A 19,635-nucleotide genomic window follows, 5' to 3' on the forward strand; every position below is an offset into this window, starting at 1 on the left:
AAATCGCACCACCCGAACGAGGTGACACCCCCGAATCCCCCTTCGCTCCCCCGCTCCGACGAGGGAGAACGTTCGTCCACCCCGAACGTCCGACACGCCGGGGGCATTCAATTCCCCGCGAAATCGCGGAAGCCCACAGGGGATTCGGGTGAGACCCACGCACCATCGATGGGAGGACTCCCATGTCCGCCGCTCTCGCCGCGCTTCTCGACCACGCCGCCGCGCCCCCCGGAGGCGCCGCGCCCCGGCACCCGGCGGCCGAGGACGCGCCCGGCGTTCTCCCCGCTCGCACCGACGCCGCCGCGCCGGTGGCGGGGTACGTCGGGGCCGACGTTCCGGTGGAGCTGCTGACGGCCGCCTGGATGCTTCCGGTGCGGCTGGCGGGATCGCCCGCCGAGGACGCCGAGCTCGGCCGCGGCTACCTCGGCGGCGGGCTCGACCCCGTCGCGTGCTCGGTGCTCACCCGGCTGCTCGACGGCGCTTACGGTCGGCTGGACGCGCTCGTCGTCTCGCGGGACTGCGAGGCCTCGCTGCGGCTGTTCTACGTGCTCCGCGAGCTGCGGCGGGTCGAACCCGAGGTGCCGATCCCGCCGCTGCACCTGGTGGACGTGCTGCACCTCCCGCACCGGACCACCACCCGCTACGTGCTGGCGAAGGTCCGGGAATTCCGCGCGTGGCTGGGAGAACTGACGGGCGACCCGATCTCCGACGACGCGTTCGCCGCCGCCGTCGCCGCGCACGACCGGGTGCGCGGTCTGCTGCGCCGGGTCGGTGACCTTCGCGGACCGGGGCAGCGCAGGCTCACCGGCACCGAAGCGCTGGGCGTGGTGCGGGCCGCGAACTCGCTCCCGGTGGATCGGGCGGAAAACCTGCTGCGCGACCTGCTGGCCGAACTGCGGACGCGGGAACCCCGCACCGGACATCCGATCCACCTCACCGGCAGCAGCCACGACTCCCCCGAGGTCTACGAGGCGCTGGAAGGAGCGGGTCTGCTCGTGGTCGGCGAGGACCACGACCGCGGCGACCTGCTGTCCGCGCACGACGTCGGCGCCCCCACCGAACTCGCCGTCGCCGAGCGCTACCAGTTCGCGGGTCCGGCCGCGCCGCGCGCGTCGATCCGCGACCGCGCCGCGCACACCCGCGCGGCCGTGCGCGACCGCGGCGCCGAAGGTCTGCTGAGCTACGTGCGCCGGTACGACGACGCCCCGCCGTGGGACTTCCCCGCGCAGCGCGCGGCGGTGGACGTGCCGTCGGCGATCGTGGAACGCCAGCCGTACGGGGAGATCGACCCGCGCGAGCTGGATCGCGCCCTCGCCGAACTCCGCGTCCCGGCGGAGGTGACCCGATGAGCGCACCGGCCAGGAAGGACCGGCTGCCCAGCGCCGCCGCGGCCACGGCCCACCAGCGCGAGTGGTTCGCCGAGCTGCACCGCGAGGTCGCGGCGGGCTCCCCGCTGGCCCTGGTCAACGCGGACGCCCCGCAGGAGGTCTTCCGCGCCATGGGCATCCCGTACGTCGTCAACCAGTGGTGGGCGTCCATCGTCGCCGCCAAGCGCCGCACCCCCGAGCACCTCGCGCGGCTGCGCGACCGCGGCTACCCCGACTACACCGAGCAGTACAGCTCCACGTCGCTGGGCAGCGCGTTCGACCCCGATCCGGGTTCGGCGCCGTGGGGTGGGCTGCCGATGCCGTCGATCGTGCTCGCCGAGACCACCGGCGACGCCTCCCGGAAGATCTTCGACGTGTGGGGCGAGCAGCCCGGCGTCACCTTCTACCCGTTGGAGAGCGCCGCCGCCGACTCGGTGCCGGAACGCTGGTGGGAGCTGATGCCGCACCGCTGGGAGGAGGCGATCGGGCGGGACCGCATCGACCTCATGACCGGTGAGCTCGAAGGCCTCATCCGCTTCCTGGAGACCACGACGGGCCGCCGCTTCTCGCAGCAGCGCTTCACGGAGGTGATGGCGCTGGTCAACGAGCAGGAGGAGTGGAACCGCCGCTCCCGCGACCTGATCGCCACCGCCCGTCCGTGCCCGATCGCGGTCACCGACGGCATCCCCGCCGTGATGATCCCGCAGTGGCACCGCGGCACCACGTGGGCGCGGGACGCGGCGAAGCGGCTGCACGACGACGTCGCCGAGCGCGTCGGCGCGGGTGCGGCGGTGTGCGAGGGCGAACGCGCCCGGCTGATGTGGATCGGGCGCGGGTTGTGGTTCGACCTGGACTTCTACCGCCGCTTCCAGGAGCGCTACGGCGCGGTGTTCGTGTGGTCGATGTACCTGGCGATCGCCGCCGACGGCTACGTCCGCTACGGCGACGATCCGCTGCGCGCCCTGGCCGCCCGGTTCGCCGCGTTCTCCGACCAGCTCTACACCCCGCCGTGGTCGGCGGAGTGGTACGTCAAGGAAGCGCTGGCGCACGGCGTGCACGGGGTGGTGCACCTGGTCTCCGACGACGCGCGCGGCAGCTGGGCCACGACTCGCGCGTTGCGCGCGGCCGGTGTTGCGGTGCTCGAACTGCACGCCGACAACGTCGACGCCCGCCGCTCCGATCCGGCGTTCCTGGACACGGCGGTCGGCTCGTGGCTCGAAACCGACGTCCTGCCCGGCACGACGTCCTGAGACTGCGGAAATCGGCCCCTGGAAAGGGTTCCCGGGTGAGCGCACACCCGAATCCGTTACGGCGCAACACCAATCCCCTGCACCAACGATCGCTGCACGGAGGACCCATGCCCAGATCTCCCTCGTCCGGCCGCCGACGGGCCGCGCTGCTCGGCGGGGCGCTCGCCCTCGTCGGCTCGGCGGTCCTGCTGCTGGTCACCGTCCCCGGCGACGCCGACCGGAACGCGGCGTCGACCTTCGGCACCTACCGGCCGGAGCCGACGTTCACCGACCGCGTCACGGAGTCCTTCTACCTGCCGATGCGCGACGGAACCCGGTTGGCGATCCGCCTCGACCGACCCGCCGTGCACGGGTCCGCGGCCCCGGGCGAGTTCCCGGTGCTGTGGCAGCACAGCCTGTCCATCGACCGGAAACCGGAGGACGGCGCGGGACCGAAGACGGGCGGCATCCAGACGATTCCCGAGCTCACCGACCACGGCTACGTCGTCGCGCAGGTGGCGCGGCGCGGCAACGGCCAGTCGTTCGGCGCCCGCCGCGGCTACAACGACCGCATCGAGGCCGCCGACGCCTACGAGGTCACCGAGTGGCTCGCCGCGCAGAGCTGGTCCAGCGGGGACGTCGGCATCTACGGCTGCTCCAACACCGGCGACGCCGCGATGCACGCGCTCACCGTCCGCCCGCCGCACCTCAAGGCGGTGCTGGCGGGGTGCTTCTCCTGGGACAAGTACGACGCGTGGCGGCCCGGCGGCATCTCCGCCCAGTGGGGTTTCGGCCCGTCCCGCACCGTGGAGCAGGACCTCGCGAACCGGCCCGTCGACGGCGACGAGGGCAAGGTCCTGCTGCGGCAGGCGGCGATCGAGCACCAGGAGTCCACGCCGCTGGCGCAGATGTGGCGCGGCATGCCGCACCGGGACGACTTCTCCCCGCTGGTGGGGTCGCGGTTCTGGTCGGAGGGCAGCGCCGGTTCGTACGCCGATCAGATCCGCTCTTCCGGCGTCCCGGTCTACGTGGTCGGCGGCTGGCACGACGAGCTGCGCGGACAGGGCATCGCGACGGTGCTCAACGTGCCCGGTTCGCGGCTGCTGATCGGGCCGTGGAAGCACTGCGAGAACGCCGGTTTCGGCCTCGTCGAGGAGGCGCACCGGTTCTTCGACCAGCACCTCAAGGACCTCGACACCGGCATCGAGCGGGAACCGCGCATCCACTACGCCACCCCCCCGCTCGGACGCGGCCGACGCGACCGGCCTGGAGTGGAAGACCGCCGAGACCTGGCCGCCTTCCGGCACCGCGCCGAAACCCACCGCGCTGGGCGGCGACGGCGTGCTCGGCTCGAACGCCCCCGGTTCCCGCACCATCGCGGTGAATCCGTCCCTCGAATGCCCCGAGGACCCGGGCAGCGGCTCCACGATCCAGCCCTGCCACATCCCCGGCAGCGGCACGAGCTGGACCGGCCCGGTGCTGGACCGCGACGTCGAGCTCACCGGCACCCCCGTGGCGGACCTGACGGTGCGGGTGAACCGCTCCGACGCGCACGTGTTCGCGTACCTGGAGGACGTCGCCCCGGACGGTTCCACGACGGTCATCACCGAGGGCCGCCAGCAGGTGTCGCTGCGCGCCGAGCACCGCGCGCCGTACGCGCTGCCCGCCGGCGTGCCGTGGCACCGCGCGTACGCCGCCGACGCCGATCCCGTCGCGCCGGGCGAATCGGCCCGGCTGCACTTCGCGATGCTGCCGACCTCCTACCAGGTGCGGGCAGGGCACCGCGTCCAGATCACCGTCACCGGCTACGACCCGCGCGAGACCGGAGTGCTCCCCGACGCCGCCGGTTCCCGCATCGACGTGCTCGGAGGGTCCATTGTGGACTTACCCGAGCGCGGAGCCTGACCGGCGAGGAAGGGATTCCCGAATGCGCAACCACGTCCGCATCGCCTTGGCGGCGACCGCGCTGTGCGCGACACTGGCCACCGCGTGCTCTCCGGCCGCACCGCCCACCCCGACCGCACCCGTGCCCGAACCGGCCCTCCCGACGGTGCGCGAAGCCACGGCGGGCTTGCCGGGGCACACCGTCTACCGGCCCGCCGACCTCGCCGAGTACCCCGACGGAGGAGTGCCGCTGATCGCCTGGGGCAACGGCGCGTGCAGCACCAGCAACCTCACCATCAGCGGCTACCTCACCGGACTGGCCGCGCACGGCTACATCGTGATCGCCAACGGCGCCCCCGAGGCGCAGCCCGTGCGGACCGAACCCGGCACCACCCTCGCCCGCCCCGACCTGCTCACCGCGGGCATCGACTGGGCCTTGGACACCACGGCGAGCGGGCAGCAGTTGCACGGCAAGGCCGATCCGAAGCGGGTCGCGGTAGCCGGAACCTCCTGCGGCGGCATCGAAGCCCTGCTCGCCGGAGCCGACCCGCGGGCGCGTTCCGTCGTCGGCCTCAACACCGGCTTCAGCACCACACCCCGCTTCGGCGGCCACGACCGCGGCAGGCTCGCCGCGCTGCACTCCCCCACCTTGCTGCTCAACGGCGGACCCACCGACGTCGCCTACGACAACAGCCGAGGGGACTTCGCCGCCATCACCGTTCCCGCCGCCCTGGTGGAGGCGACCAAGGCCGGGCACAGCGGGATCAGCCGCGGCATCAGCGAAGGCGACGGCGACCAGCCGATGCTCGCGGCGGGCCTGCGCGTCACGACGGAGTGGCTGCGCTTCACCCTCGACGACGACCAGCAGGCGACGTCCCGCTTCCTCGGCCCCGACTGCGGCTGGTGCACCACCCCGAACTGGACGGTGACGACCAGGAACTTCTGAAACGGCCCGGCGGTCGGCTCTCCCGCTCTCGGCCCGGGGTCATCGGACAGCGGCCCGACGGGACCAGGAGGACTTGGACGTGCGGGTGGCGGTCTGCCAGAGCCGGTATCGCTGGACGTCGGCGGTACCGGCGGGGGCCCAGAGGTGCTGGAGGTCGCGCGCCAACCGTTCGACGGGTTCGCCGGCGCGCAGCGCTCGGGCGCCGAACACCTCCTGGGCGAGCCGCACCGATTCCATGCCGCGTTCGACGGCGACGTGCTTGGCGTTGACCAGCTCTGCGTCGCAGTCGTCGCCCCGGTCGAGCAACCAGGCCGCGTGGTGGACGACCTGACGGGCCGTCAGGTAGTTCGACTGGATCTGCCCCACGCGCTGTTGCACGGTTTCGTGCCGGGACAGCCGGGAATGCCCTCCGGCGTACTCGACGGTGACCTCCAGCAGGGTGTGGTGCAGGCCGAGCGCGACGGCGGCGATGTCCAGCCTGCCGTGCACGACGCTGGCGAGGTAAGCGGCGTCGAGGCCGTCGCCCTGCGCACCGAGCCGCGCGGAGCCCGGTACGCGGACGTGGTCGAAGTCGAGGTCGCCGAACGAGAACCCGCGCAGGCCGAGCCCGGGCCGGTAGGGGTGCAGGGTGAGTCCGTCGGCGCCGGAGTCGACGGCGAACGCGCTCAGCTCGTCCTCGCCGGTGCGGGCCACGACCGCGTGGACACCGGCGACGTGGGAGTTTCCGACGAAGCACTTCCGCCCGTTGAGGACGTAGTCCTGGCCATCGCGGGTGGCGGTGGTGCCCGACCCGAGGACGTAGCCGCCGCACTCCGGTTCCGTCACCGCGATCGTGGCGAGCGTTCGCCCGGACGCCAAGGCCGGAAGCCACCGCCGCCGTTGTTCGGGTGTGGCGATCCACCGGAACAGCGCCACGGGAATGTCGCCGGCTTGCGCGGCGGCGCCGATCGCACCGGAGACGCGGGAGAGCCGATCGATGATGAGCACTTTGGCCCGGTGGTCGCCTCCCCGTCCGCCGTAGCAGGTGGGGATGGTCGCGCCGATCCAGCCGAGCCGGGCGATCTCCCGCACCAGGTCGGCATTGACCTGCTCCGCGGCTTCCAGCTCCGGGATTCTCGGACGAACGTGCAGTTCGGCGAATTCGGTGACCGCCGCCGCGAGGGCGTGGTGCCCGGACGACAGGAAGTCGCGATCGATCTGATCGTCACGGTGGTGGCATCGTCGGTCGCACATCACCCCTCCCTCCACGAGGTCGCGCACGAGGCGCTCGGCACACCGATGACGCCGTTGCGAACGACCGGGTCCGCGATAGCCGGTCCAAGGACCAGCCGCACCCCACGACGAGCTGACCGCGCCTCCTCGATGCCGAGTCCCGGCCGCACCTCCCCCGCGCGCAAACATAATCCGCACACCCCGACCAGAAAACGCACCCGCGCACGATGCGCGAAATCAATCCGCACCAGCGTGCACTCCTCCATCGGCCTCGAGGACCGCAAGGGGCAAGGGGCGTTGATCAACCTGGTCCAGTCAGACCGGGGCGGCTCCGCTGACGCAGGACGGCGCGGCCGAGCGCGAAGGCGCCGCAGGACTTCGATCCGCCACCATGACTCGCTCGCCACCCCGCACGGCGGCATCACTGACCGAACTCAATCCTGGGGCCAGGGGCGAGGGCCTACCTTGGCGCCATGGGTGAGGATGCTTGGGCCGGGCTGGCCGATCAGTTCGCCGAGGGGGCTTACGCCTCGGTGAAGGGACGGGTGCGGACCTACGTGCTGCACCGGCAGCTGCTGGAGCACCTGCCGCCGCCTCCGGCGAAGGTGCTCGACGTCGGCGGCGGGGCGGGGCACCAGTCGTTCCCGCTGGCGCGGGCCGGGTACGAGGTGACGGTGCTCGATCCGTCGCGGGCGATGCTGGACAAGGCCGAGCAACGGATACCGGCCGAGGCGCGGGATCGGGTGGCGCTGCTGCACGCCGACGGCGCGCGGGCGGTGGACGCGGTCGACGGCGCTCGGTTCGACGCCGTGCTGTGCCACGGAGTCCTCGGGTACCTCGACCGGCCGGAGCCGCTGGTCGAGCAGCTGTGCCGCTGCGCCGACACCGGCGGGCTCGTCTCCATCATGACCGCGAACGCGGCGGCCATGGCGGTGCGCCCGGCGATGGAGCAGCGCTGGGAGGACGCGCTGGCCGCGTTCGACTCCCGGACCGAGATCGGGGTGCTGGGCGTGCCGGGCCGGGCCGACACGGTCGACGAGCTCAGCGAACTCCTGCGCGCCGGGGACGTGGAACCGCTGCGCTGGTACGGGGTGTGGTTGTTCGTCGACTGGCTGGAGTTCAGCGGGACCGAGCTCGACCCCGACGACGAGCAGCGGGTCGCGGCGACGGCCGCGGCGGAGCTCGAAGCGAGCCGCCGCGACCCCTACCGCGGCCTCAGCCGCGTCTTCCACCTCGTGGGCCGCAAGAACTGACGGTCACCGGAGGACGGCCTCGGCGAAGTGGAACGTCGGCCCGGCGGGGTCGAGCACGGGCGGTACGACGCGGCCGTGGGCACCGGCCAGCGCGCGCGGGTCGACCAGCCGCGCGTTCCACCCGCGGGCCGCGAACCACGTCGCCGGATCGTCGAGCGCGCTGCGCAACGGGGACCGGTTGTCGCCGAGGACTTCCCGACCCGACGCGAACGTCTCCGCCTCGAACACGCGGCGGTCGGCGACGTCGGTGAACAGCGCCGACCCGGGTGCGGACAGCTGCCGCACGGCCGACAGCAGCACCTCCACCTCGCCCGGCCCGAAGTACATCAGCAGGCCCTCCACGATCCAGACCGTCGCGACGTCCGGGGCGAATCCGGATTCCCGCAGCGCGACCGGCCAGGACTCCGTGAGGTCGGCGGCGACCGAGGTCCAGCGCACGCCGGGCGCGGGCGCGACGCCGTCGAGCACGTGCCGGACGAAGGCCACCACTTCCGGCTGGTCCACTGTGAACACGTCGACCTCGCCCGGCCACGGGAGGCGCAGCGCGCGGGTGTCGAATCCGGCGCCGAGCACCACGACTTGGCGCGCTCCGGCCGTCACGGCGGCGAGGACCGCGTCGTCGATCCAGCGGGTGCGCAACGCCAGGAAGCCGCTCATCGCCGGGACCATCGACCCGGGAGTGGCCCCGTCGGCCAGCCACCGCCACTGCTGGTGCGAGTCCGGCGCCGCCGCCACCGCCGCGTCCACCAGCTTCCGCGCCCACGGGTCCCGCACGAGGGTGCCAGGAGCGGCGGATTCGACCGCGCGTTCCTGCGCCACCGCCGCTGCCGTCAGGGCCACGCCCTCCGGGATGGACGGTGTCCGGCGCACCGAAGGATCATGGCTGTTCACGAGCGATCTCCTCTCCAGGGCCCGTCCGAACGACCCGGTTCGCGGCGCGACCACGACGGTCCAGCCACGATATCCCCGGAACTCAAGGAGAACGATCAGCTGCCGGAAGGAGATTTCCGGACAGCTGACCGAAGAAACAGCTGCCGCCGCCCCGCCGAACCGGATCGTCAGCGGGAAATCCCGCACGAGCGGACCACCCGGCTCAGCGCCGAGCGACTCACTCGTAGTCCGGCGAGAAGATCCGCGCCTTGTAGAACCGGGCGTCCGCCCAGCCCCGTTCGGTCGACGGCTTCCCCAGCTCCGTGCCGATGCTGACCTTCGTGCCCATCTCCCCCGTGTCCGGCGAGCCGACGACCCACACGTACTCGCCGGTGCCGGGGTGGCGCGCGATGGACTTGACCCGGGCCTTCGCCCAGATCGGCTTGCTGATCACCTTGTCGTCGTTGACGTCGTAGCTGTAGACGCCCTTGCTGTCGGTCAGCAGCAGCCGCCCGCGGTGGGTGTAGTCGGGTTGCAGGTCGTGGCCCATCTTCGCGCCGTCGTGCTCGATGGGCACCGTCCGCCACACGTCCAGGTCGGTGTTCTGCCCGGAGCCCTTGACCTTGTAGCCGACGAGCTTGCCGTCCCCCAGCACCCACAGCACGCCCTCTGCCACCGAGTCCTTCGTCCGCGGATCCCAGAGGATGCCGTGCGCACCGGGGAACGTCCAGGAGTTGACCTTCTCGTAACCGTCGAAGTCGTCGATGGAATCGGCGTTCTTCGGCGAGTACAGCTGGAGGTTCTTCTCGCCCTTGGAGCTGGCGGTGAGGATCGAGCCGTTGTACGGAATCCGCTCGATCGAATGCGGGTTGTCGTCCGGGTAGGCGTCCCAGATCAAGTCGTTGTCGGAGTCGGTGTGCTCGCCGCGCTTCTTGATGTCGACGACCCCGGCCCCGCCGCCGGAGGCGACGACGAGCGCGATGAGCCCGCGCTTCGCGGTCTTGCGGATCTTGACGTCGGACAGGTCGGCCCACCACTTCTTGCCGAGCAGCGGTTCCTTGCCCTCGAAGGTCCAGATCACCGCGTCGTCGTTCCAGCGCGTCGCGTCGCGGTCGTAGATCCGCACGGTCTTGGAGTTCTGATCGACCACGGCGAGGTGGTAGCCCGCCGCCGCGCTCGCGGTCGCGCCGCTCGCCAGCGAGGTCGATCCGAAGACCGCTCCCGCCGCGACGCCCTTGAGCACTGTTCGCCTGCTGTGCATGTGATTCCCCCTAGAAGCACGCTTGATCGAACGGTAGGCGATCACCAGGTGAACGGGGGCGGAACGACGAAAGCCGGCGCCCGTCGTGGCCGGGAGATTGCATCCGCAACCCAACCATGGTTAGGCTAACCTAACTAATTCTCCGGGCGGTGTCCGCACCGACCGGCGCGCTCGCAAGCGACGGAGGAAGCATGGCTTGGACCAGGACCCCGCAGGACATCGCGTTCAGCACCTTCGACCTGAACTGGGGCTTCTTCGCGCTGCGGCCCATCGACATCCGCGCCGACGTGACGCTGCTGCGCCGGTGGCTGCTCGACGCCCGCCCGGCCACGGCGCCGGGCCGGACGACGAAGGTGCGGCAGCTGCTGGAAACGATGCTGCTGACGCCGGAACGCCGGGTCTACCTCGGATTCCGCGACGACGTCCCGGCGTTCCTGTTCGAGACCTTCCCCCCGGAGCACGCCACGCCGGGCAAGCGCTCCGGGGCGGTCGGCGTGCGACTGCTCGCCTCCCCCACCGGGGACGAGAACCCCGAACTGGCGACGGCGATCCTGCGCACGATCGTCAAGATGGTCCTCAGCGATCCCGCGGCCGACCGGGTCGTGCTCGAATCCGAGGTCACCCACGCGCGGCTCACCCGGATGGCGGCGGGCTTCCACTCCGAGCAGCGGACCACCACGCACGGCACCGAAGTCCGCATCAGCACCTGCACCCGCGCGGACGTCGAGGAGGAACACCCGCTGGAAGCAGCGGGGTGATCGAGGCGCTGGAGAAGTCCGTTGCCGCGAAACGGGATTCGCCGCACCTCACGTGAACACCGCCCCAGGGCGTCCAGGGCGCCTATTCGGCGTCGAGCCCTCGCGGATCCGGCGGCGCCACGCGGTTCCCGCCGCCCCGCTCCCATTGCCTGCGAGCCCGCACCAGGTGATCGACCGAGCCGGCCGGGCTCAGGGCCACATCGCGGATCTTGCTCGCCGCTTCGCGACAGTCACGGACGTCGTGCCCAGCGGGGACGAACGCGCCGGAGACGCCGTGCTCGAAGCGCACGACCGCGAGACCGCCCGGGAACTCGTGGACGACGAACGGGCCCGACCAGCCCGGGTGCCACCCGACCCGCAGCGGCACCACCCGGATCGTGATGTCCGGGCGCGCGCACATCTCGATGAGGTGGTCGAGCTGCGCGATCATGATCTGGGCGGACCCGATCGGCTCGTGCGCCACGGTCTCGCCGATCAGCGCTTCGAACGCCGGTGGGTCGCTCTTGGCCAGCACGTCGGCCCGGGGCACCGCGCCGGTGTCCCGATCGGACTCCGGCATGCCTCGCACGCCGAGGAGCGCGCGGCGGTACTCGCCGGTGCGCAGCAGCTCGGGAACGGCCGCCGGTGACCACTCCACGATCGACGCGGGGGCGCGTTCGCACTCGACCGCGGTCGGCCGCTGCGGAATTCCGGCGGTGAACGCGTCGCGGGCCAGCTCGAGGATCCGCTCCCGTTCCCCCGCCGAGACCCGCAGCGCCGTGAGGATCATCGCGACCGGTTCGACGCCGGGAACCTGGTGGCCGGTCTCCCAGTGCAGGATCTGGGTGTGCGGGAACTCCAGTCGTCTCGCTAACACCCGGAGGCCGACTCCGCGCGTTTCCCGCGCGTCGCGCAGCGCGGCCGAAAGAGCTTTCGCACGGGGCGTACCAGTGGTGGCAGCCATGCAACACCTCCCTGTCGTCGCTTTTTCTCCCCTGATCACGCGTTCCGGTTGCAGCATTCGCGGCCGGTCACCGCGTTCGTCGAAAGAGCCGGAACTGCGCGAATCAGGTGCGGAACGCACTCGATCTTGACGCATCAGGGGAACGGACGATTCGAGGAATCGCCCATGACATCCGGGAAAACGCCCGATCGAGTGTTCGACGGAAAAGGGGCCCCGGAAAGCACTTCGGCGCGATCACCGGAGTGATCGCGCCGAAGCGGTCGGCTCTTCAGCCGACCACCGGAGCTGCTACTTGGTCGCCGTCTCGCTGGGTCGGTGCTCGTCGTCCGAGCTCGTCACCGACACCGGCTCGCCCGATCCGCCGGAGGAGCGGACGAACAGCGAGGTCGCGAACGCGGCCGCGCCGATCACCGCCGCGACGAGGAACGCCGTGCGCAGGCCGGCGGCGTCGGGTGCGCCGGACGGCGCGGTGCTGCCGAGCGAGGCGACGGTGACGAACACCGCCGTGCCGAAGGCACCCGCGACCTGCTGCAGCGTCGCGAGGATCGCGCTGCCGTGGGAATGCAGGTGGTCCGGCAGGGCGCTGAGCGACTCCGTCATCAACGGCGTCATCATCATCCCGAGCCCCGTCATCATCAGCACGTGGATCGCGATCACCGCGCCCAGCGACGAGTCCGCGCCCAGCGTGGCGAACAACCCCAGCGACACCGCCATCGCGAGCGCACCGGGGATCACCAGGCGACGCGCGCCGTAGCGGTCGAACAGCCGCCCCACCGGCCTGCCGAGCAGCCCGAGCACAAGACCGCCGGGCAGCACCGCCAGGCCGCTGCCGAACGTGCTGGTGTTGAGCACCGTCTGCAGGTACAGCGGCAGCATGATCGCGCCGGCGCCCAGCAGGCACATGAACAGCAGCGCCGTGAGCACCAGCGCCACGACGAACGACCGGATCTTGAACGGGCGCAGGTCCAGCAGCGCGCGGTCCTGGCGCTGCAGGCGGAGCTGGCGCACCACGAACGCCGCCAGCGCGAGCGCGCCGACCACGATCGGCGCCCACGGCGGCACCGGGTGGTCGCCCCCACCGGACTCGCCGATCGACGACAGGCCGTAGAGCAGGCCGCCGAAACCGGCCGCGGACAGCACCACCGACAGCACGTCCAGCGGCACCCGTCGCGTCTCGCCGTCCAGCCGCATCCAGACCACGCCGATGGCCAAGGCCAGCAGCGACAGCGGCAGCACCAGCCAGAACATCCAGCGCCAGCCCAGCGACGCCAGCACCGCACCACCGATCGTCGGCCCCACGGCGGGGGCGACGGCGATCACGATGGTGATCGTGCCCATCGTCGCGCCGCGCTTCGACACCGGCACCAGGCGCATCACCGAGGTCATCAGCAGCGGCATCATCACCGCGGTCCCGCACGCCTGCACGACGCGACCGACCAGCAGCACCCCGAAACCGGGCGCCAGGCCGCTGAGCAGGGTGCCGATGCTGAACATGGTCAGCGAGGCGATGAAGATCTGGCGCGGCGTGAACCGCTCCAGCAGGAACCCGGTGATCGGGATGACCACGGCCATCGTCAGCAGGAATCCGCTGGTCAGCCACTGCACGGTCGTGGTCGACACTCCGAGGTCGACCGTGAGGTCGCGCAGCGCGACGCTCAGGATCGTCTCGTTGAGGATCATGACGAAGGCCGAGACGACCAGCACACCGAGCAGCACGGCGGCTCGCGGTGGAGCTGCGGCCCCGCGATCGGACTCCGCGTCCACGGCTCTCGTGGAGTCGGTCATGGTTCGAGTACCCCTCACAGAACTAGGTGGAGCGCGTTCTCCGGCGCGGCCGCGTCGCGGCGCCTGGAAACCGTGCTCCGAGAAACATCACCCGCCGACACCGGCGGACTCGGTCCGGACGAGCCGAGTGGTCCGGTACCACCGGTCTCGGCACGTCATGAACGTGCGACGGCCAAGAGCCGAGACCTCGCTACTTCCCCCCAGGCATGCCATCGCCTGCACCGCCGCCCGCGTCACGCGGGCGGCCCACCCAGTTTAGATGCCACTTTCGAGTGATGAAGGCGAACCCGGTCACGTACCGGCCGAAGGACGTGTGAGCACAGGTCGTTCGCCGAGGTCACGGCGTTAAGGCAGGTGTCTTGAGCTGTCCGCGAACACCGGCGCCCGCTCACGCTCCGCGATCCGGGGCGGGCGGTCCGTTCACCCCGGAGCGGTCCCTGATCGCGGCCGGGTCGGCGAGCAGCCGGTGCAGCGCGAGCTGCCCCGCGCCGATCATGAGCAGGTCCGCGCCGAGCGCCGCGGGCACGATCCGCACCCCCTCCGACGCGGGCCCGACCGACTGGTCCCGCACCAGGCCGGTGAACCCCTCCGGGTCGGCGCGCAGCACGTCCGCGAGGAAACCGCCGAGCACCACCATCTCCGGGTCGAGCACGTTGACCGCGTTGCTGACCGCGACGCTGAGCACCCGCGCCTGGCGGGCGAGTTCGGCGCGGACCGCGGGATCGGCCGACGCGGCGAGCGCCGCGGAGAGCTCGACCTGGTCGGCCGAGTCGAGCCCGAGCAGCGCGAGCAGGCGAGCCCTGGCCACCTCGTCCTCCAGCGTCCCGTCGGCGACCGCGCGGTCGGCCGGGTCGCGCACGCCCGGCCGGGTCCGGCCGAACTCCCCCGCGTAACCGCCGACCCCGCCGAGCGGCGCGCCACCGGTGATGACGCCGCCACCGATGCCGCTCGCGCCGCCGTTGAGGTACACGAGATCGCGCACGCCGACGCCCGCGCCGAAGATGTGCTCGGCCAGCGCGCCCAGGCTCGCGTCGTTCGCGGCGAACGCGGCATGACCGGTGGCCCGGTGCAGCGCCGCCGCGATCGGCTCCTCGCGCCAGCCGAGGTGCGGCGCCCACCGGACCACGCCGTCGCCTTCGCGGACCAGGCCGGGCACGGCGACCCCGATGCCCGCCACGCGGCTGCTCGCGAGCTCCGGCGCCAGGTCCGCGAGGTCGCCGACGACGATCTCGACGGTCTCCGCCGCCGTGACCGGGTGCCCGACCTCGTTGCGGACCCGGGTCCGGACCTTGCCGCCGAGGCTCACCACGCCGACGGTGACCGCGTCCAGCTCGGGGTTCACGGTGATCGCGGCGCAGCCGGGATCGGGATGCACCAGGGGCGAGGGGCGACCGACCTTGGCCGTGGCTCCCGGTCCGGATTCGAGCACGAACCCCAGGTCGGTGAGTTCGGCGATGAGCGCGGCCACGGTGGAGCGGCTGAGCCCGGTGGTCCGCGTGATCTCGGCGCGCGACAGCGCTCCCCCGCGGTGCACGAGGCCCAGCACGGTCGCGAGGTTGCCGCGCCGAACGCGATCCAGATTGCTCCCGCGCATCCACTTCCCATCGTTCGGAGCAGGGTTCGAGTGTTGTCACCGCTCGCAGCCGAACCCTATTATGTTCTCCAACCGAACATATTGCGAGGGAGTCGAGCGATCATGAGCGTCACCCCCACTCCGGCCGACCGGTTCTCCTTCGGCCTCTGGACCATCGGCTACACCGGAGCCGACCCGTTCGGCGGCCCCACCCGATCCCCGATGGACACCGTGCACGCCGTGGAGAAGCTCGCCGAACTCGGCGCGCACGGGCTCACCTTCCACGACGACGACCTGTTCCCGTTCGACTCCACCGAGGCGCGGCGCCGCACCGAGATCGACCGGTTGAAGAAGGCGCTCGACGACACCGGGGTCGTCGTCCCGATGGTCACGACGAACCTGTTCTCCCACCCCGTGTTCAAGGACGGCGGCCTCACCTCCAACGACCGGGCGGTGCGCCGCTTCGCGCTGCGCAAGGTGCTGCGCAACCTCGACCTCGCCGCCGAGCTCGACGCCCGCACCTTCGTCATGTGGGGTGGCCGCGAAGGCGCCGAGTACGACTCCGCCAAGGACGTCGGCCAGGCGTTGGAGCGCTACCGGGAGGCCGTGGACCTGCTCGGCGAGTACGTGACCGACCAGGGCTACGACCTCCGGTTCGCGCTCGAACCGAAGCCGAACGAGCCGCGCGGCGACATCCTGCTGCCCACGCTGGGGCACGCGATCGCGTTCATCGACTCGCTGGAGCGCCCCGACCTCGTCGGCGTCAACCCGGAGGTCGGCCACGAGCAGATGGCCGGGCTCAACTACGCCGCGGGCATCGCGCAGGCGCTCTACCACGGCAAGCTCTTCCACCTCGACCTCAACGGCCAGCGCGGCATCAAGTACGACCAGGACCTCGTGTTCGGCCACGGCGACCTGCACAACGCGTTCGCGCTCGTGGACCTGCTGGAGCACGGCGGCCCCGGTGGCGTGCCCGCCTACGACGGGCCGCGGCACTTCGACTTCAAACCGAGCCGCACCGAGGACGAGGCCGGCGTGTGGGATTCGGTGCGCGCCAACATGGCCAACTACCTGCTGCTCAAGGAACGGGCCGAGGCGTTCCGCGCCGACCCCGAGGTGCAGGAAGCGCTGGCCGCGGCGCGGGTGCCGGAGCTGGCGGTGCCGACGCTCGCCGACGGCGAGGGGTACGCGGCGCTGGTGTCCGACCGCTCCGCGTTCGAGGAGTTCGACGCCGCCGAATACCTCGACGGGCACGGCTTCGGGCTGGTGCGCCTGCAGCAGCTCGCGACCGAACACCTGATGGGCGCCCGCGGCTGACCCGCGGCAAGGCACGATGACCGGATGCCTAGGAGAGCAGTGATCCGCACGAACTGGTCGGGCAACTACGCCTACCGCGCACCGAGGTTCGCCGAGCCCCGCGGCCTCGACGAGCTCGCCGAGGCGGTCACCACGGGCGATCGGGTGCGGGTCGCGGGCACCGGGCACACCTTCAACGGCATCGCCGACAGCGCGGATCTGCGGATCTCGCTGGCGGCGATGCCGACCGGGATCGAGATCGACTCCGCGCGCCGCGTCGTGTCGGTCACCGGCCCGGTGCGCTACCGCGAACTGGCCGAGCACCTGCATGCGCGCGGTTGGGCGCTGGCGAACCTGGCCTCCCTGCCGGACCTGTCGGTCGTCGGCGCGATCTCCACCGGTACGCACGGCTCCGGATCCAGGCTGCGCGGCCTGGCCTCCGACGTGCGGGCGTTGGAGGTGCTGACCGCGCGCGGCGAGCTCCGCGAGCTGCGCGAGGGCGACGCCGAGTTCCCCGGCGCGGTGGTCGGGCTCGGCGCGCTCGGCGTGATCACGCGGTTGGAGCTCGCCGTCGAACCCGCCTACCAGGTCACCCAGCACGTGTACGGATCGATGCCGTGGACGGCGCTGTCGGGCGAGCTCGGCGCGCTGCTGGCCAGCGGGTACAGCGTCAGCCTGTTCACCGACTTCGACGACGCGGGCGCCCGGCAGGGCGTGGTGAAGGAACGCGACGGCATCCCGCACGAGGCAGGGCCGTTCGACCGCGTCGGCGTCGGCCTCGTGGACGGGCCGCGGCACCCGATGGCGGGCGGTCCGGCGGAGAACGTCACCGTGCAGGCCGCGCCCGGCCCGTGGCACGAGCGGCTGCCGCACTTCCGGGCCGGGCGAACTCCCAGCAGCGGCGCCGAAATCCAGAGCGAGTACCTGGTGGGCGCCGAACACGCGGCGGCCGCCGTCGAGGCGCTGCGCGAAGCGGGCCCCGCGTTCGCGCCCGTGCTGCTGGTGAGCGAACTGCGCTCGGTCGCGGCGGACGACCGCTGGCTCAGCCCCGCCTGGGAGCGGGACTCGCTGGCGATCCACTTCACCTGGCGCCTCGACCAGTCCGCCGTGGAGGCCGCGCTTCCGTCGGTCGAAGCGGCGCTGGCACCGTTCGGCGCCCGCCCGCACTGGGGCAAGGTGTGGGCGATGGGCCCCGACGTGCTCGCGGAGCGCTACCCCCGCCTGCCCGACTTCCGCGCCCTCGCCGAACGCTGGGACCCCGACCACCGCTTCCGCAACGACTTCCTCGACCACCACGTCTTCGGAACGCTTTAGGAGTCCTTTCAGAACGACCTGCGTAGCAGGTCGCTCAGCGGAACCTCAGCGGCGGTCGTCTTGCTCGAGCCGGTCACTGCTCAGCGGCTCTGCCGCTGACAAGACACCGATCAAAAGATCATTCTGAAAGGCCCCTCAGCCCCACCGGTCGGCCGCTCGCCCGTGGACCACCACCAACCACCGAACGCGGCCCGGTTCCGTTGCCCGCAGCGAGAACCCGCCCCGCTTCCGGCGCGACAAAGCAGCTGAGCACCCGCTTCTGAACCCGTCATCGCAAGCGAGCAGTGTTCTTGATCGTCGTCCTGTCAGCGGCGAAGCCGCTGAGCAGCGACCACCAGAGCAACCGGACCACCGGCGGGTTCTCAGTCGTCTTCTCGCGAGGACAGCAATTTTGCGTGTGGAGCGAGCCAGTCGGAAAATTGATCCCGCAGCGAGAAGACAACCGGGGTTCCGCCATCTGCCCCCTACGCAGAACGACCAGTGGGACGAGACACAAGGTATGACTGATGAGTTCGGTGTGAAGGCGACCTACGGCCAGGTCTTCGCCGTCTCGCAGTTCCGGGTGCTGTTCGCCGGTCGGTCGCTCGGCGTCATGTCGGACACGGTGCGGTCCGTGGCGCTGGCGGTGCTGGTGTTCGAGCGGACCGATTCACCGCTGCTGACGGCGATGGCGTTCACGATCGGTTTCCTGCCGCAGGCCGCGGGCGGCCTGTTCCTCGCCGCGATGGCTGACCGGTTCTCGCCGCGCACGCTCATCACCGCCGGCTACGGCCTGCAGTGCGTCGTCGGGCTGCTGCTCGCGCCAGGGCACCTCCCGGTCGCGGCGAGCCTGCTGCTCGTCGCGACCGTGGCCTGCCTGACCCCGGTCACCACGGGCGCCACGGCCCGGGTCCTCGCGGGAGTCCTCTCCGGTGACGCCTACGTGCTCGGGCGGTCGCTGTCGTACCTCGTGGCGGTCGCCGCGCAGTTGGTGGGGATGGCCTCGGGCGGGGCGCTGACCGCCTGGCTGGGCGTGGAACGCACGATGCTGCTCACCGCGGTGGCGCACCTGCTCGCGTCGGTGATCAGCCGCCTGTTCCTGCCCCGCACCGGGCGGGTCCGGGCGGGCGGTTCGATCGTGCGCGGGACCTGGCAGGGCAATGCCGCGCTCGCCCGCGCTCCCGGAGTCACCGGGTTGATCATGGCCCAGTGCCTGCCCGCCGCGTACTTGGCCGCCGGTGGCAGCCTGCTCATCCCCTACTCCGCGCACCGCGGGTTCGGCCCGGCGGAGACCGGTGTGCTCTTGGCCGCCACCTCGGTCGGCATGCTGCTCGGCGACGTCGTGGTCGGGCGAGCGTTCCCGCCCGCCACTCGCGAACGACTCGTCCTGCCGCTGCTGCTGATCATGGGCACGCCGTTGATCGCGCTCATCCTGAACCCGCCGCACCTGGTGATCGCGGCCGCCTACGTGATCACCGGGGTCGGTTCCGCCTACCTCCTCGGCTTGCAGCGGCGCTTCCTGGAGGCGGTCCCGCCCGAACTCCAGGGCCAGGGCTTCGCGCTGCTCAACACCACGACCATGACGATCCAGGGAATCGGGCCCCTGATGTTCGGTGTGGTCGCTGAATTCCTCCCGCTCGAGCGCACGATCGCGCTGGTCGGTGTGAGCAGCGTGATCACCACGTTGCTGCTGCGCAACACGATCCGCCCGCGCGACTCCGGCTGACGCCGTCGCGCGCCCGGCAGGCGACCGGGCGCGCGACGGGAGACCTCACTGCCTGTCTTTGATCCTGTCAGCGGCGGAGCCGCTGAGCAGTGACCGGCATGAGCAAGACGACCACCGGCGGGTTCTCAGCGGCTTCCTCGCGCGGACAGCTTTTTCCCTCGTGGCGGAGCCACTCGGGAAAAAACTGCCACACCGGCCAGGGGCGCAACGAGGAAGCCGCTGAGGTTCCGCTGAACGAC

15 protein-coding genes and 1 pseudogene are annotated in these 19,635 nt (G+C 71.7%); 10 read left to right on the forward strand and 6 right to left on the reverse strand.

The window, feature by feature from the left end; genetic code table 11:
- The first annotated feature begins 182 nt into the window (after positions 1-182).
- From ACWD38_RS24105 to ACWD38_RS24125, 5 genes and pseudogenes are all read left to right on the forward strand, one after another.
- Entirely contained in the window at positions 183-1,349 is a 1,167-nt protein-coding gene (locus tag ACWD38_RS24105; RefSeq protein WP_450124948.1) for a 2-hydroxyacyl-CoA dehydratase, read from the forward strand.
- Positions 1,346-2,617: a 2-hydroxyacyl-CoA dehydratase family protein gene (locus tag ACWD38_RS24110; RefSeq protein WP_184478763.1), complete on the forward strand. Its 1,272-nt coding sequence runs from the start codon at positions 1,346-1,348 to the stop codon at positions 2,615-2,617. The genes ACWD38_RS24105 and ACWD38_RS24110 overlap by 4 nt, the downstream gene beginning before the upstream one ends.
- Positions 2,618-2,916: 299 nt before the next feature.
- Positions 2,917-3,768, forward strand: a pseudogene (locus tag ACWD38_RS24115) (CocE/NonD family hydrolase); the annotation flags it as partial.
- Between the two features lie 94 nt (positions 3,769-3,862).
- On the forward strand, positions 3,863-4,501 hold the full coding sequence (locus ACWD38_RS24120; RefSeq protein ID WP_450124957.1) for a CocE/NonD family hydrolase C-terminal non-catalytic domain-containing protein: 639 nt from the start codon (positions 3,863-3,865) through the stop codon (positions 4,499-4,501).
- Positions 4,502-4,523: 22 nt separating this feature from the next.
- Entirely contained in the window at positions 4,524-5,426 is a 903-nt protein-coding gene (locus ACWD38_RS24125; RefSeq protein ID WP_450124958.1) for a hypothetical protein, read from the forward strand.
- A 39-nt stretch (positions 5,427-5,465) separates the two neighbouring features.
- Here ACWD38_RS24125 and ACWD38_RS24130 read toward each other — a convergent pair whose 3' ends face one another.
- A complete protein-coding gene (locus ACWD38_RS24130) occupies positions 5,466-6,659 on the reverse strand; it encodes an acyl-CoA dehydrogenase family protein (RefSeq protein ID WP_184478760.1) in 1,194 nt (397 codons plus the stop codon).
- Positions 6,660-7,111: 452 nt separating this feature from the next.
- On the opposite strand from ACWD38_RS24130, the gene ACWD38_RS24135 reads away from it, so the two are divergent.
- Positions 7,112-7,891, forward strand: coding sequence for a class I SAM-dependent methyltransferase (locus tag ACWD38_RS24135; protein ID WP_184478759.1), 780 nt, complete (start codon positions 7,112-7,114; stop codon positions 7,889-7,891).
- A 3-nt stretch (positions 7,892-7,894) separates the two neighbouring features.
- On the opposite strand, the gene ACWD38_RS24140 is transcribed toward ACWD38_RS24135, so the two are convergent.
- Together ACWD38_RS24140 and ACWD38_RS24145 are read right to left on the reverse strand one after the other, a co-directional pair.
- A complete protein-coding gene (locus tag ACWD38_RS24140) occupies positions 7,895-8,782 on the reverse strand; it encodes an SAM-dependent methyltransferase (protein ID WP_450124949.1) in 888 nt (295 codons plus the stop codon).
- A gap of 217 nt (positions 8,783-8,999) precedes the next feature.
- Positions 9,000-10,022, reverse strand: coding sequence for a DUF6528 family protein (locus ACWD38_RS24145; protein ID WP_450124950.1), 1,023 nt, complete (start codon positions 10,020-10,022; stop codon positions 9,000-9,002).
- Between the two features lie 191 nt (positions 10,023-10,213).
- Between ACWD38_RS24145 and ACWD38_RS24150 the strand changes: the two genes are divergently transcribed.
- Positions 10,214-10,780, forward strand: coding sequence for a GNAT family N-acetyltransferase (locus tag ACWD38_RS24150; RefSeq protein ID WP_450124951.1), 567 nt, complete (start codon positions 10,214-10,216; stop codon positions 10,778-10,780).
- 82 nt (positions 10,781-10,862) lie between these two features.
- On the opposite strand, the gene ACWD38_RS24155 is transcribed toward ACWD38_RS24150, so the two are convergent.
- The 3 genes from ACWD38_RS24155 to ACWD38_RS24165 all read right to left on the reverse strand — a co-directional run bounded on the left by ACWD38_RS24155 (position 10,863) and on the right by ACWD38_RS24165 (position 15,102).
- Positions 10,863-11,780 (reverse strand): helix-turn-helix domain-containing protein, encoded by a 918-nt coding sequence (locus ACWD38_RS24155; RefSeq protein ID WP_450124952.1) that lies wholly within the window; start codon positions 11,778-11,780, stop codon positions 10,863-10,865.
- A 231-nt stretch (positions 11,781-12,011) separates the two neighbouring features.
- Positions 12,012-13,508, reverse strand: coding sequence for an MDR family MFS transporter (locus tag ACWD38_RS24160; protein WP_184478755.1), 1,497 nt, complete (start codon positions 13,506-13,508; stop codon positions 12,012-12,014).
- A 388-nt stretch (positions 13,509-13,896) separates the two neighbouring features.
- Positions 13,897-15,102: an ROK family transcriptional regulator gene (locus ACWD38_RS24165; protein ID WP_450124953.1), complete on the reverse strand. Its 1,206-nt coding sequence runs from the start codon at positions 15,100-15,102 to the stop codon at positions 13,897-13,899.
- A gap of 102 nt (positions 15,103-15,204) precedes the next feature.
- On the opposite strand from ACWD38_RS24165, the gene xylA reads away from it, so the two are divergent.
- From xylA to ACWD38_RS24180, 3 genes are all read left to right on the forward strand, one after another.
- Positions 15,205-16,398, forward strand: coding sequence for a xylose isomerase (gene xylA / locus ACWD38_RS24170; protein ID WP_450124954.1), 1,194 nt, complete (start codon positions 15,205-15,207; stop codon positions 16,396-16,398).
- A 24-nt stretch (positions 16,399-16,422) separates the two neighbouring features.
- Positions 16,423-17,691 (forward strand): FAD-binding protein, encoded by a 1,269-nt coding sequence (locus ACWD38_RS24175; protein WP_450124955.1) that lies wholly within the window; start codon positions 16,423-16,425, stop codon positions 17,689-17,691.
- Between the two features lie 499 nt (positions 17,692-18,190).
- Complete coding sequence (locus tag ACWD38_RS24180) at positions 18,191-19,396, forward strand: MFS transporter (protein ID WP_450124956.1); 1,206 nt, start codon at positions 18,191-18,193, stop codon at positions 19,394-19,396.
- The last annotated feature ends 239 nt before the right edge of the window (positions 19,397-19,635 follow it).

The organism is Saccharopolyspora sp. NPDC002578, from assembly GCF_053592695.1.

What these genes read in the sequence shown, in the direction of transcription:
- xylA (WP_450124954.1), top strand. Translation starts at nt 15,205, where the DNA reads ATGAGCGTCACCCCCACTCCGGCCGACCGGTTCTCCTTCGGCCTCTGG.
- ACWD38_RS24180 (WP_450124956.1), top strand. Translation starts at nt 18,191, where the DNA reads ATGACTGATGAGTTCGGTGTGAAGGCGACCTACGGCCAGGTCTTCGCC.
- ACWD38_RS24165 (WP_450124953.1), bottom strand. Translation starts at nt 15,102, where the DNA reads ATGCGCGGGAGCAATCTGGATCGCGTTCGGCGCGGCAACCTCGCGACC.
- ACWD38_RS24145 (WP_450124950.1), bottom strand. Translation starts at nt 10,022, where the DNA reads ATGCACAGCAGGCGAACAGTGCTCAAGGGCGTCGCGGCGGGAGCGGTC.
- ACWD38_RS24160 (WP_184478755.1), bottom strand. Translation starts at nt 13,508, where the DNA reads ATGACCGACTCCACGAGAGCCGTGGACGCGGAGTCCGATCGCGGGGCC.
- ACWD38_RS24175 (WP_450124955.1), top strand. Translation starts at nt 16,423, where the DNA reads ATGCCTAGGAGAGCAGTGATCCGCACGAACTGGTCGGGCAACTACGCC.
- ACWD38_RS24105 (WP_450124948.1), top strand. Translation starts at nt 183, where the DNA reads ATGTCCGCCGCTCTCGCCGCGCTTCTCGACCACGCCGCCGCGCCCCCC.
- ACWD38_RS24130 (WP_184478760.1), bottom strand. Translation starts at nt 6,659, where the DNA reads ATGTGCGACCGACGATGCCACCACCGTGACGATCAGATCGATCGCGAC.
- ACWD38_RS24150 (WP_450124951.1), top strand. Translation starts at nt 10,214, where the DNA reads ATGGCTTGGACCAGGACCCCGCAGGACATCGCGTTCAGCACCTTCGAC.
- ACWD38_RS24110 (WP_184478763.1), top strand. Translation starts at nt 1,346, where the DNA reads ATGAGCGCACCGGCCAGGAAGGACCGGCTGCCCAGCGCCGCCGCGGCC.
- ACWD38_RS24125 (WP_450124958.1), top strand. Translation starts at nt 4,524, where the DNA reads ATGCGCAACCACGTCCGCATCGCCTTGGCGGCGACCGCGCTGTGCGCG.
- ACWD38_RS24155 (WP_450124952.1), bottom strand. Translation starts at nt 11,780, where the DNA reads ATGCTGCAACCGGAACGCGTGATCAGGGGAGAAAAAGCGACGACAGGG.
- ACWD38_RS24135 (WP_184478759.1), top strand. Translation starts at nt 7,112, where the DNA reads ATGGGTGAGGATGCTTGGGCCGGGCTGGCCGATCAGTTCGCCGAGGGG.